Source organism: Chitinophaga sancti, assembly GCF_034087045.1.
Classification (GTDB): Bacteria; Bacteroidota; Bacteroidia; order Chitinophagales; family Chitinophagaceae; genus Chitinophaga; species Chitinophaga sancti_B.
Map to the genome: position 1 here is coordinate 2325965 of NZ_CP139247.1, position 14374 is coordinate 2340338.

Here is a 14374-nt window from a genome sequence, read left to right on the forward strand (position 1 = left end):
TGTTATGAACAAACTGCTGTTTATCATCTGTCTTTCATACAGCGTTGCACTGTTCGCCCGCCAGGAACAGTTACCACAAAAGAAAACGATCCGTGGCAAGGTAACAGATGCCACTACCCACCTGCCTGTGATTGGCGCCTCAGTGGTAGAGCTGGACAAGGATAAGCGTACGGTAACAGGCGTAGCCACCGATATAGATGGCAATTTCGCTATTCGTGTCGCCGATCTGCAACACCAGCTCTCCGTATCTTTTATCAGCTATAAAACCATCATACAGGGCATTAATGGGCGTAATACTATCAACGTACAGCTACAACCCAATACCCGTGATCTGAACGAATTCAATGTCGTAGCCCGGCAAACGGTGAACAATGGTACTGGTATGAATATCGAAGCGCGCAACTCTACGCTGGCCACTGCCACCATTCAGGCAAAGGAACTGGAAGAACTCTCCGCTGCCTCTATCGATCAGGCATTGCAGGGAAGACTGCCCGGTGTGGATATCGGTACCACCTCCGGCGACCCCGGTGCTGGTATGTCTATCCGTATTCGTGGTACAGCTTCTATCAATGGTTCTGCGAATCCACTGATCGTATTGGATGGAATGCCTTATGATACAGAAGTACCTTCTGATTTTAACTTTGGTAGTGCTGATGAACAGGGGTATGCACAATTGCTCAACATTGCCCCCTCTGATATAAAAGAGATCACTGTATTGAAAGATGCTGCTGCAACGGCTGTATGGGGCTCCCGCGCGGCGAATGGTGTACTGATCATCACGACTAAAAGAGGTATGGTAGGCAGACCTGCCATCACGTATAATTTTAAAGGTACCTTTGGTAAGCAACCCCGCAATATTCCGCTCCTGAATGGCGATCAGTATTCTACCCTCATACCTGAAGAAATTGCTAACACCAATGGGCTGCCACTGAACATCAATGTGAATAAAGAATTTCTCTACGATCCATCCGATCCATACTGGTATTACAATTATAGCAACAATACGGATTGGGTAAAGGCCATCACCCGTATCGGCTATTCACAGGATCATAATATTTCTATGACCGGCGGTGGTGAAAAGGCCCGTTACTACGCATCCATCGGCTACTTCGACCAGAAAGGAACCACGAAAGGTACAGCGTTGACAAGGATCACATCTAAAATTAACCTGGACTACAACGTATCCAATCGTATTCGTTTCCGTTCAGACATTACCTACACACATGTGGATAATCACCTGAATTATGTTCCTGACAAAGATTACCAGGTACGCGGTATCGCTTATACCAGGATGCCGAATATGGCCATCTATGAATATGATGAATATGGCAATGTAACACCCAATTACCTGTCACCTGCTTCCAACATACAAGGCTACTATTACACTACCTACAACCCGGTAGCGATGGTTATGGAAAGCCTTTACCGACAACAGGGCGAACGTATCACACCGAAGTTCAACATCCAGTATGATATCGTCCCATCTGTGCTCACATCTACTTTCGATGTTCAGTTCGATATTAACAATACCAAAGCACAGACCTTCCTGCCACAGGTAGCTACCGGCCGCCCGGTTACTGAAACTGTGGTAAACAGGGCAGGGGATAGTGATGGGGATATCTTCGATGTCTATACAAAAACGAACCTTATTTATACTCCAAAAACGAATACGCAGAAACACCAGCTGCAGGCACTGTTATCGCTGCAAACAGAAGACAGAAGTTATGTTACGCACAATGTGCTTACCTCCAATACCGCTTCTTCCAATTTTCAGGATCCATCCAATCCCAGCCGTACGGCAAATTCTGATCTGGACCTGGAATCTACTTCAGGCAGAACAAGAAGCGTAGGATTGCTATTACAAGGGCAGTACGGCTTACTGGACAGGTATATCATCAATGCAGGTGTAAGAGGCGATGGTAACTCCCGTTTTGGTCCTGATTACCGTTATGGTTTATTCCCTTCTGTATCTGTGCGCTGGCGTACCTCCGGTGAGAAATTTATGCGGAAGTATAAGTTCATAGACGACCTCAGTTTCAGGGCATCCTACGGACAGAGTGGCGCCGCCCCTCCTGACAAAGCCGTGTGGAATTACTTCAATACCTACCAGCCTTATTCATATACTTATTTAGGCATGTCGGGAGTATACCCCTCCAATATGGAACTCACCAGCCTGAAATGGCAGACAGTCGTTGGTACAAACCTGGGCTTTAACCTGTGGGTACTGAAAAACAGGATCCGTATTGATGTGGAAGCTTACCGTAACCGCACCAAAGATATGTTCTACGAAAATCTGCAGATACCTACCTATTCTGGTTTTTCAACAGTAGCAATGAATGTGGGTACTATGGATAACCAGGGTTGGGAAGTACTGTTAAATACCATTCCTTACCGAAGTAAGAACTGGACGATCGGATTCGATCTGAACATTGCCCGCAATGTGAATGTTGTGCGAAAAATATCTGAGTTCTTCCCAAGAGAAAACAGTGTGGCTATCAATCAGAATGGTGTGTATAAAACATATCTGCAAATAGGGAATCCATTTGGTTCCTACTATGGATTCCGCTACAAAGGCGTGTACAAAGACAAAGATGCGACCATCGTGAGAGACGCGAATGGAAAAAAGATCGACGGCGTCAATGGGCAAACACTCTACATGCGTTTCAACTACCCCGGTACTGATTACGTATTCCAACCCGGCGATGCGATGTATGAAGACATCAACCACGATGGTAATATCGACAACAAAGACATTGTATACCTTGGTAATGGCATCCCAAAAGTAACCGGAGGTTTTGGTCCGAATATCACCTTCAAAGGCAACCTGAAACTCACCGCCTACTTCGTTTACCGGGTAGGCTACCAACTGGTGAACAGGGCGGATATGATCACCAGCAACATGTATGGTTATGACAACCAAAGTACCGTTGTCCTCAAGCGCTGGCGCAACCCGGGAGATGAAACCAACGTACCCAGGGCACTCTACAGGTCAGGTTACAACTGGTTAGGTTCTGACAGGTATGTGCAGGATGCATCTTTCATCAGGTTGCAATCACTGACCCTTCGCTACAATTTTACCAAAAAAGTACTGGACAAACTGAATATACGCAACGCGAGTTTCTACATCACGGTGGAAAACCTCGCTACCTGGACAAAGTACAAAGGCCAGAACCCGGATGTAGCCATGAAGGGAGACAACGATCCATTCGCTTACCCGGTGGACAATGCACTCACGCCACCTGCCAGGAATTTCCTGATGGGTATTAGTGCCAGTTTTTAAAAATATAACTATGAAAAAATATATTCTGATAGTCGCCCTGTTGCTCACCTCATCCTGCGGTAAATGGCTGGATGTAAAACCACAGGACGGCATCATCCGCGACAACTACTGGCAAAATAAGGAGCAGCTAAAAGCCGCTGTCATAGGTTGTTATTCCTCTTTGCTCAACAATGGACTGGTGTCAGAACTCTTTGTATGGGGAGAACTACGTGCCGATATGGTCAGCAGTACACTCAATACTGCTGTAGATGAAATAAATATTATGCAGGCTAATATCCTGGCTACAAACAGCTACACCAGCTGGGCATATGTATACAGCACTATCAATTACTGCAATACCGTGATCGACTATGCAGCCAAAGTAATGGAGACAGACAAGACACTCACACAGGAAGCGCTGGATGGTTATCTTGCCGAAGCACATGGTTTGCGGGCTCTCATGTACTTCTACCTCCTGCGCACCTTTGGCGAGGTCCCTTTACAACTCAAAGCTACCGATAGTGACAATAGCCTGGATCAATTGGAAAAAAGCACACAGGACAAGGTGTATGCACAGATCGTTGCAGACCTCACCTTTGCAGAAACCCACGCACTGGAAACCTACGGCAGTACCGCACAGGATAAAGGCCGTCTTACAAAATATGGTATCTACGCACTGGAAGCCGATGTATACCTGTGGAATGAAAAGTACGATGACTGTATTGCTGCCTGTGACAAAGTGATCAACTCCGGCCGCTATGGATTGATGGATGGCAGTGTACAATCTCAATGGTTCAACAATGTATTTTATATAGGTAACTCTGCCGAGAGCATTTTTGAATTCCAGTTTGACCAGCAGCAGCTGAATCCTTTCTATTCCATGTTTATAGTGGCTACCAATCGTTTCGTCGGCTCCGCAAGAGTAATGGATGAAGTCTATGGCGTAGACCTTACCGATGCGACTAAAAAAGACATTCGGGGAGATGGTGGTAGCATCCGGGCAACTGACCAGATGATCTGGAAGTTTGCCGGCGCCACAGGTGGTACGACTTCAGTTGCCAGAACCGCTGCAGACTCCTGGGCACACTGGTTTGTATACCGCTATTCCGACATCCTGCTGCTCAAAGCAGAAGCACTGGCTTGGATAGAAAGAGGGCAGGAGGCACTGGACCTGGTGACCACCATCCGTACCCGGGCAGGTGCTATAGATGGTACCTCAGAATCACCTGATCCCGGTTCTGCAATAGACGTATCCAATTATATACTGAATGAAAGAGCCCGTGAGTTTGCCTTCGAAGGCAAGCGCTGGTATGACATACTGCGCCATGCAAAGCGCAATAACTACGCGCATCTGGAAATCATGCTCGATATGGTTGCCATGACGGCTCCAGGCAGTATGCAACAGTCCATTATCAATAAATACAAAGATGTACGAAGCCACTATTTACCCATCAACCAGTATGAGTTACAAGCTGACAAAAAACTGGTACAAAACCCGTACTATCAATGAAAGCGTTCTATATTATCTTAATTCTTGTTATTGCTGGTTGTAAAAAGGCGCCCATCATTTCGCAAACCTCAGATGAAGTGACCATCATCGGTTACCTGGAAAACTATCCTGACCAGTTCTCCGAATTTCAGAAGATCCTCAACATCACCGGCAATGAAGGATTTCTGGGGGTATACGGTACGTACACGGTCTTTGTTCCTAACAACGATGCGGTGGCATCGTTCCTGAAAAGTACAGGACATTCCACCCTGGAATCAATGGATGTGCAAAAGCTAAAGGACATTGTGAAGTTTTGTATCATACAGGATACCATCAATACCACTTCTTTCTCTGATGGTAAGTTGTCAAAGCTCACCATGTTTGGACAATACCTCATCACAGGTGCGGCAAATGTGAGTGGTGAAACCAGGATCACGGTGAACAGACAGGCGAATATTTTAAAAGCAAATATCCGTGTAAGCAATGGCATCATTCACGTAGTAGATAATGTATTAACTCCTGCCACAGAAACATTGGCAGGCATGCTGGCCAATAATCCAAAGTATAGCATATTCACACAGGCACTTCGGGAAACGGGTTTGTATGATACCCTGAATGTACCCGCCGGCAGTAATACAGATAGCAGTCGACGATGGTTGACGGTGTTGGCAGAATCCGACTCTGCCATCAATGCTGCGGGCTTTAGTACTTATGCAGCGCTCAAAGCACGTTATTCACATACCGGTGATCCAACCCAATTGGAAGACAGTTTGCATTTATATGTAGACTATCACATTCTATATGGCGTAAAATACCTCGCTGACATTGTCACTTCCTCTTCGCATACTACCCTGGCGCCCCTGGAAGTAGTCACCGCTAAGCTCTCCGGACAGCAGGTACTGATCAATGATGATGACTTCAATGGTGTGCATGAAACAGGGGTAGAGCTTGAAAGAAGTACTTCTGATAACTCTGCTACCAATGGTGTATTGCACAATTCCCTTGGCCATTTCGCTGTCAAGATCAGGAACCCGGTACCAGTCTACTGGGATGTAGCCGACTTCCCTGAGATCCGCAACCTGCCAGCTTATTTCCGTAAACAGGCCTATGCGTATTCTCTCACGAATATGCCGGCGGACTTCGTTGTGCCCGGACCTTCTTCAATGACTTATTCAGTAGGCAGCACGTATGTAAACGGCGATTTTCTGATGATACCCTTAGGTGGTCCTGGTCGCAGTACTTACATCGATATGAAGACACCGCTGCTGGTAAAAGGAAAATATAAAGTATGGATCTGCTATCGGGTACAGAAACAGTCCAATAGTTCCAACAACCTGAACCAGATCTCTATAGATGGCGAAGTGATGCAGCGTACCATGAACTTCACTACTGCCATGCCGGCCAGTACCGAAGGTGAAATGGAAGCACAGGGCTGGAAATGGTATACTGATCCTACCTCCAACAACTGGGGTGCACGACTGGTGGGTACCATTGAAATCAAAACTACTGAACGCCATACCCTCCGGTTTACAACGCTACAGGGAACACAGAACAATAACAATCTGGACATGATCCACTTTATCCCACAGGATATGGATCAGCTCTATCCACGTTTCAAAGCTGATGGTACACAGGTACCAAGGCCATGACTTTCAAATTTTGAATGATGATACGATACCTGATCATAATAGGTTTATTGCTGGGCATATCCTGCCGGAAGGAGAAATGGAATGACCGGAACAAGCCTGCTACCACCCAAAACCTGTTGCAAACCATACAGGCCAATACGAACCTGAGTCAATTCTATACCTACCTTGTCAACACGGGCTATGATCAGGTACTGGCTTCTTCCAAAACCTTCACGGTGTGGGCCCCGGTCAATAGTGCATGGACAGCAGTAGATGCTGCCCTGTTGAATGATACGGCGCGCCTACGTTTACTCATCGCTAATCATATCAGCACACTATCCTATACCGGTAGCGCCGATGAACAAAGGATCGCTACCCTGAATGGTAAGAAGATCGCATTTACAGCCGGTAGTGTAGAAGGTATTAAAGTGAGCGAAGCCGATCAATATACAGCCAATGGTGTATTGCAGGTAATTGATGCCGTTATCATCCCAAAGCAGAATGCCTGGGAATACCTGAATAGCACCAGCTATCAGCAAAAGACATTCTTGCAGTCACTGGCATACATTGGTATAGACACAGCGACTGCCGAACAGATCGGTGTAAATCCTTCTACCGGGGCACCTATCTATAAGCCCGGCACCGGCGAAGTAGCGCTAAATCATTTCCTTGAAAGAGTAAATATCAATAGTGAAGATTCTCTGCTCACTTATGTCATCTTAGCAGATGATGTTTATAAACACGAGCAGCAAAGATTAACCAAATACTTTACAGACAGTACAGAAGCAGTTACGGATACTACAACCCAGTGGAATGTGATCAAAGATCTTGTATTCAATGGTGTGTACGATAAAGATCATTTACCTGCAACCCTCTATAGTATTCGCGATAGTGTACAGTTTCACATCAATGCCAGTGACATCATCAGCTCGCAAAAGGTAAGCAATGGCATCGTGTATATAGTTAATCATATCGACTATGAGCTGTCTACTAAGATCAAACCTGTCATCATTGAAGGAGAATACTACAGTGGGGTAAAAGATGCAACAAAGACCATCGCTATTCGTACACGTGTCAATCCTAACACCGGCAATACATTCAGGGATGTGTACATGTACAATTATGGTGTGGCTTCCTACTGGCTGAATTACAAAGCACGATTAAATTCAGTGGCATATCAGGTGTATTGGATATCTGTCAATGATGTACAGACCGGCACGTATCCTATGCGGGTGGCTTTCGACGATCCGGGTGTTACTACTATACCATATACCATGGTTCCGGTTCTTAATTACAATGAACAATACGTAGGGGATTATACCAATGTCCGATATGGTCTGCACAATGTATATCTCGTGGGCAATTCGGTCACGACCAATGGTAGCAACACGATCCTGCTGGATTATATCAAACTGGTACCTATTCTGAACTGATTATCTCAATCTTTTATGAAGGCATTTATTTACATAACGCTGGCTGTTTTATTGGGGTTTCATGCTAAGGCGCAGGATACAGTAGTGGTAACAGGACTGATCAAAGAAGCAGCTACTGGTACGACAATACCCGGCATCAATATTAGTATACCCGGATTCTCTGCTGCCATCACTAATGAAAAAGGCGAATTCCGCATCAAAGCACCTGATTACCGCACCGCCCTTACTGTATCCGGCCCCGGTTATCAAACGAAGATCATCACCCTGAATGGGAGACATGCCGTCACCGCAAGCCTGCATGAAGAAACATTCAATTCCATCTACGACCGTAAACAGACCACAGATCCTACTACCACCCTCAATACAACGGACAACTGGCAGCAGATCACCACCTCCCCTGAAAACTATTTACAGGGCAAGGTGCCAGGGTTACAGGTCATCAGGCGTAGCGGTACACCGGGTATGGGCGCTGATTTATTTATGAGAGGATATACCTCAATCTATGCGACTAACAGACCACTGGTTGTCGTGGATGGCATGATCTACGATACCAATGAATACGGAGGCTCCTTAATAAACGGCTATGTGAATAACCCACTGGCAGATATCGATATCAAGGATATAGACAACATCACCGTCATGAGAGACGGTACCTGTACATATGGTACCAAAGGCGCTAACGGTGTGATCCTCATCACTACCTCACATGCAAAGGAACTGGCTACCCGCATCGATTTCGGTGTGATGGGCGGATTTAATACACCACCGGCGCAGCTGCCTGTAATGGAATCCGGTGATTACCGTTTATATCTCTCAGACCTGTTACAAAGCAGTGGAAAGACCCCTGCGGAAATAGCTGCATTACCTTACATGAATGACAATCCTAATCCGGACTATTATCGCTATCACAATAATACAAACTGGCAGAAAGAAGTCACGAATCAAAGTTTCAATCAACAGTATTTTCTGAAGGTAGCCGGTGGCGATGATATTGCCACTTATGGTTTATCACTGGGATACCTCAAACAAAGCGGTACCATCCGTCGTACAGATCTGGGCCGCTACCAAACCCGTTTTAATGCGGACCTGAACCTGTCTGCAAAACTCAAGGCGGCTATCAACCTGGCATTTACCAGCAATACGCAGAAAGACAAAGATCAGGGTATTTCGCCTAAGACGAACCCATTATACCTCGCGCTCATCAAAGCGCCTTTCCTCCACCGTCAGGCCATCAGTGATGAAGGGATTGCTTCGCCCAGTCTCGCTGATTATGACATCTTTGGCGTTTCCAATCCTGCTTCCATCATCGACAAGATGCAGGATATTAACAAAAACTACCGCTTTTTTGGTAGCATCCGGTTCAACTATCTTGTTACAAAAAGTATCAGCATCAATACCATCACAGGTGTCACTTTTGATAAAGTAAGAGAGACCTTCTTTATTCCTGAAGCTGGTGTTAAACCTGATACACTGTCAAACGCTGTTGCATACAATCGCTCAGGTAGCAATGTAGAAAGGTATTACAGCCTGTACAACGATACCCGTATTACCTACGATAAGCAATTTGCCAGAGACCATCATCTCAATACAGGTTTGGGCGTACGCTATAGCAATAATAACAGTGAATCAGATTATGGTTTAGGTTACAACTCTGCCACAGATGAATTTGTCAGCGTAGGTATGGGACAAAACCAACTGAGAAAAGTAAGTGGTACAATTGGCAAATGGAACTGGCTGAACACTTACTTCAATGCTGATTACTCCTTTAGAGATAAATACTTTCTGCGCTTCAACCTGGCCGTAGATGGTTCTTCAAGATATACCTATACCCGTAATCAATACGCCGTGATGCCCGGTTTATCCGCGGCCTGGCTCATTGTTTCAGATCAGCATAGTATCGATGCGCTCAAACTCAGAGCCGGTATCAGCAGGACGGGCAATGATGATATCGGTAATTATACCTCCCGGCAATATTACATTTCTCAAAACCTCTTAGGCTTACTGGGATTAGTACGTGCTAATATCGCTAACCCTTACCTGAAATGGGAAACGGTTACAAAATACAATGCCGCACTGGATGGTGCCTTCTATAACGAAAGACTAAGTTTCAGCCTTGATATCTTTCAGCATCGTACTACAGATATGCTGACCATAGAACCTGTAGCTGCTGCCACCGGATTCGATCATGTGATCACCAACAACAGCACGATGGAAACACATGGTGTAGAATTATCACTATTTGGTCGTGTAGTAGATCGTATCCTGAAGTGGGATGTAGGCCTCACACTATCTACTTATAAGAATAAAATTACCAGCATACCCGGCAACCAATTGCTCACAACCTATGGAGATGCCACCATCCTCACAGCTGTAGGCCATGCCGCCAATCTGTTTTACGGCTATAAAACCAACGGCATCTACAAAACTAATGAAGAAGCCAATAAAGCAGGTATGGGTGCTCAGGGAGGAGATATTCGCTTTGTAGATACGAATGGCGATCACAAGATCGATGAGAATGACAGAGAGATTATTGGGGATTCCAATCCCGATTTTACCGGTGCTGTCACGAACCATGTAAGCTGGCGGCGCTGGACGCTGGATGCCATCTTCACCTTCAGTCATGGGAATGATATCTACAACCACACCCGTGCAAACCTGGAATCTATGAGCAATTACAACAACCAAACCTTAGCAGTACGCAACCGCTGGAAACAAGATGGCCAGGAGACTGATATCCCCCGTGCTGCATGGGGTGATCCTAATGGGAACGCACGTTTCTCCGATCGCTGGATAGAAAAAGGTGATTACATCCGCCTGCAACAACTGAGCCTCTGTTATGAACTGACACTGAAGCATGGCGCCATGAAATATGTACGCATCTCTGCCACCGCCAATAACTTATTTACCCTGACTAATTACCTGGGCTTTGATCCTGAATTCAGCAACGGCAACAGTGTGTTCACACGTGGCATCGACGACGGCTTATTTCCTCAATACAGAACGGTACAACTAGGTATCAGAATGGGCTTATAAAACTAACAAGAACATGAAACGATTACTATATACTGGACTGCTTTGCTGTAGCATATTGTGCAGCTGCAAAAAACTATTCGACATCAAACCTGAAGAAGCATTGGACCATTCACAGGTCTACGAAAATGTGAATGATGCAGATGCCGCCGTGATCGGTATTTATGGAAAAGTCATGGGATTGGCAGATAGGTACATGATCCTCAATGAACTGAGAGGCGACCTGGTAGGTGTCACTACATCCACAACAGATAAGTATCTGCAGGAACTCAATATCCACGAAGTCAGTGCAGATAATACCTACGCTGATCCTCGCCCATTCTATGAAGTAATCATGAACTGCAACGATGCACTGAAGAACTTCGATGCCATGCTACAGGATAAGCGGATCAGTAATGACGATTATATACTACGCTACTCGGCTGTAGGTGCGGTGCGTAGCTGGTTATATTTACAATTGGGTATTCACTATGGAGAAATACCTTACATCACCGATCCGTTAGAAACGATCGATGCCATTAAGGATGTATCCAAATTTCCCCGTATCACCTTCAATGAATTGCTGGGTAAACTCATCACCTTTACAGAAGGCTTACCTTACAAATATCCCTTTCCGGCAGGCACCTCATTGCTTATTACAACAGATGGTTATTCTACAGAAAAGTTCTTTATCAATATAAAATGCTTGCTGGGCGAGTTGTATCTCTGGAATGGCAATTATACACAGGCAGCAACTAACTACCGTGTCATGATGAACTATGCAGATGTGTTGTACCCTGCCATGAACAGTGAACAATGGTACGAAGTATACAGAGTGGGCTATACTGCTAACTTATCCGGCGCCTTATGGAGCAACATTTTCAGCCAGCCATACGGGGAGCGTTATTCCAATTACGAAATCATCTGGAACCTGCCATTCGACAAGAACTTCACACCAACTAACCCTTTTATAGAACTCTGTGACAATGTCAGTGGTAGCTACCAGGTACGCCCTTCCGACCTGGCGATCGCTAACTGGAATAAGCAATTCAGAAGTGATAATACCCCTGTAGACCTGCGGGGCCCGAATGTCTCTTTCAAGTATTCAGGTACACAACCGGTCATCAAAAAATACACGTACAACTATACTTCTTTACTACCTTTCGAAACCTCCGGCAAGTGGATACTGTTCCGTGCAGCCGCCCTGCACCTGCACTATGCAGAAGCTGCCAACCGCGACAATCGGGATAAGATCGCTTATGCACTCCTGAATACCGGAATCAAAAATACTTACGACCCTGTGTATATGGCTACTGGTGTAACAGGAGGCGAGGGCCGCAATGTTACCGATATAGAGCAAACAAAGGATGTGCCTCCTTATGACTTTGATGCCCGCGATGGGAACTACCCACAGTTTCGCAATGTCTGGTACCGAAATATAGGCGTACGCGGTAGGGTAGGGCTAAAGTCAGTAAAAGTAGACTCCACCGGTGTATTTGACATGAGTGACCCATTGCTTACCGATAAACCTGTCATAGACAGACCAACACTCACAAACAGGATGGAAGACCTGTTAATAGATGAAGATGGATTGGAACTTGCCTTCGAAGGTTATCGCTGGCCGGACCTGTTGCGTGTTGCACTCCGCAGGCAAGCCACTGATCCTGCCTGGCTGGCTAATAAGATCGCAGCTAAATTTGTAGCTGCCAACGATAGCAGGGCCGAAGCTGTGAGATCAAGATTAATGAACAAAGCAAACTGGTACTTACCTTTTAAATGGTAGATGATGATGCACCTCTTATTTCTATTATTATTTGTACCCGGTGAAAAACTGGATCGTGGCCTCATTGCTATTCCGCAATCGCCTACCCGGACTTTCCTCAGCTGGCGCCTGCTTGATACAGATCCATCTGCTATTACCTTTAACATCTACAGGCAAACAGATGGTAAATTGCAAAAACTATCTTCCCAGTCTGTCACCAACTATGTGGATAATCATGCTGATATTCACCATGCCCAGACATACCTGGTCAAATCTGTCATTGGTGGAAAAGAAACCAACACGGCTACTTACACCATCCCGGCAGATGCACCCATTCAGCAATACCTCACTATTCCCCTCAAAACACCACCGGGTTACACACCCAACGATGCCTCGGCCGCGGACCTGGATGGGGATGGTCAATATGAGATCATCCTCCATCAAACCGGGCGGGGCAAAGACAATTCCCAATCCGGCATTACCGATCCGCCCATCTTTCAAGCGTACAAACTGGATGGCACCTTCCTATGGGAAATCAACCTGGGTCGCAACATCCGGGAAGGCGCCCACTATACCCAGTTCATGGTCTATGACTTAGATGGCGATGGCATTGCCGAATTTGCCTGCAAAACTGCCGATGGCACTATCGATGGTAAAGGGAAGGTAATTGGCGACAGCACCAAAGACTACCGGGATCTGGACCCAACCTCCAAATCATTTGGCAGGATCCTGACAGGTCCTGAATACTTTACCATCTTCAGTGGTAAGACCGGCGAAGCATTGGCTACTACCGATTACATCCCTGGTCGTGGCGATATCGGTGGCTGGGGCGGTTATGGTGGCAATGGTGGTACAGACCATTATGGTAACCGGGTAGACCGCTTTCTTGCCTGCGTAGCCTACCTCGATGGCAAGCACTCCAGCGTAGTCATGTGCAGGGGGTACTATGGCCGCATCGTACTTGCTGCCTGGGATTTCCAAAACGGTCAACTCACTTCCCGCTGGGTATTCGATACCAAAGACAGTCGCAGTCCTTATTCTGGTATGGGCAACCACAACCTGAGTGTAGCCGATGTGGATAACGATGGCAAAGACGAGATCATCTATGGCTCCATGTGCGTAGACGATGATGGCAAAGGACTTTACACCACCGGCCTACGTCATGGCGATGCCCTGCATGTAGGTGACCTGGATCCCGATCACCCGGGTTTGGAAGGGTTTGGTATTCATGAACTGGAAAATGGCGCCAAAGGCACTGGCGCTGCATTGTACGATGCCCGCACCGGCGAAATCCTGTTCAGGGGTTCCATCGACCAGGATGTAGGTCGTGGGGTCGCTGAAAATATCGATAGCAGCCGCAAAGGCGCCCAACTCTGGTGGTCAGGCTCCAGGGGGCTGTACGACACGAAAGGCAACCGTATTGGCGATGCGCCGCGCTCTGTGAACTTTCTCATCTGGTGGGATGGAGACCTGAGCCGCGAGCTTCTCGATGGCAACCATATCGACAAGTATGGCAGTGGAACCATTTTCACGGCTGAAGGTTGTGTAGCAAATAACGGCACTAAGGCCACACCTGCCTTAACGGCGGACCTTTTTGGCGATTGGAGAGAGGAATTAGTCATGAGAACGTCAGATAATCAATCTCTGAGAATTTATACTACAACCATCCCTACCACCCACAGGATCATCACTTTAATGCAGGATCACCAGTATAGAATGAGCATCATATGGCAGAATGTAGGCTATAACCAGCCGCCCCATACAGGGTTTTATCTTGGAAAGTTTTAATTTTGC

The 14374-nt window shown here is 46.3% G+C and carries 7 protein-coding genes; all 7 read left to right on the forward strand.

Annotated elements, in window-relative coordinates:
* Positions 1–4: 4 nt before the first annotated feature.
* From SIO70_RS09850 to SIO70_RS09880, 7 genes are read left to right on the forward strand one after another with little or no spacing between them, the layout of a single operon-like run.
* A complete protein-coding gene (locus SIO70_RS09850) occupies positions 5–3280 on the forward strand; it encodes a SusC/RagA family TonB-linked outer membrane protein (RefSeq protein WP_320580699.1) in 3276 nt (1091 codons plus the stop codon).
* A gap of 10 nt (positions 3281–3290) precedes the next feature.
* The gene (locus SIO70_RS09855; protein ID WP_320580700.1) at positions 3291–4769 is read left to right on the forward strand and encodes a RagB/SusD family nutrient uptake outer membrane protein; all 1479 of its coding nucleotides are present in this window, start codon (positions 3291–3293) and stop codon (positions 4767–4769) included.
* Complete coding sequence (locus SIO70_RS09860) at positions 4766–6397, forward strand: fasciclin domain-containing protein (RefSeq protein WP_320580701.1); 1632 nt, start codon at positions 4766–4768, stop codon at positions 6395–6397. Before SIO70_RS09855 ends, SIO70_RS09860 begins: the two co-directional genes overlap by 4 nt.
* 14 nt (positions 6398–6411) lie before the next feature.
* On the forward strand, positions 6412–7809 hold the full coding sequence (locus SIO70_RS09865) for a fasciclin domain-containing protein (RefSeq protein ID WP_320580702.1): 1398 nt from the start codon (positions 6412–6414) through the stop codon (positions 7807–7809).
* A 15-nt stretch (positions 7810–7824) separates the two neighbouring features.
* A complete protein-coding gene (locus SIO70_RS09870) occupies positions 7825–10842 on the forward strand; it encodes a SusC/RagA family TonB-linked outer membrane protein (RefSeq protein ID WP_320580703.1) in 3018 nt (1005 codons plus the stop codon).
* Between the two features lie 13 nt (positions 10843–10855).
* A complete protein-coding gene (locus SIO70_RS09875) occupies positions 10856–12601 on the forward strand; it encodes a RagB/SusD family nutrient uptake outer membrane protein (RefSeq protein ID WP_320580704.1) in 1746 nt (581 codons plus the stop codon).
* The gene (locus SIO70_RS09880) at positions 12602–14368 is read left to right on the forward strand and encodes a rhamnogalacturonan lyase (RefSeq protein ID WP_320580705.1); all 1767 of its coding nucleotides are present in this window, start codon (positions 12602–12604) and stop codon (positions 14366–14368) included. It begins immediately after the preceding gene.
* Positions 14369–14374: the final 6 nt, after the last annotated feature.

Excerpts from the sequence above, each read along its gene's own strand:
- SIO70_RS09855 (WP_320580700.1), top strand. The coding sequence starts at position 3,291 with ATGAAAAAATATATTCTGATAGTCGCCCTGTTGCTCACCTCATCCTGC.
- SIO70_RS09865 (WP_320580702.1), top strand. The coding sequence starts at position 6,412 with ATGATGATACGATACCTGATCATAATAGGTTTATTGCTGGGCATATCC.
- SIO70_RS09875 (WP_320580704.1), top strand. The coding sequence starts at position 10,856 with ATGAAACGATTACTATATACTGGACTGCTTTGCTGTAGCATATTGTGC.
- SIO70_RS09880 (WP_320580705.1), top strand. The coding sequence starts at position 12,602 with ATGATGATGCACCTCTTATTTCTATTATTATTTGTACCCGGTGAAAAA.
- SIO70_RS09870 (WP_320580703.1), top strand. The coding sequence starts at position 7,825 with ATGAAGGCATTTATTTACATAACGCTGGCTGTTTTATTGGGGTTTCAT.
- SIO70_RS09860 (WP_320580701.1), top strand. The coding sequence starts at position 4,766 with ATGAAAGCGTTCTATATTATCTTAATTCTTGTTATTGCTGGTTGTAAA.
- SIO70_RS09850 (WP_320580699.1), top strand. The coding sequence starts at position 5 with ATGAACAAACTGCTGTTTATCATCTGTCTTTCATACAGCGTTGCACTG.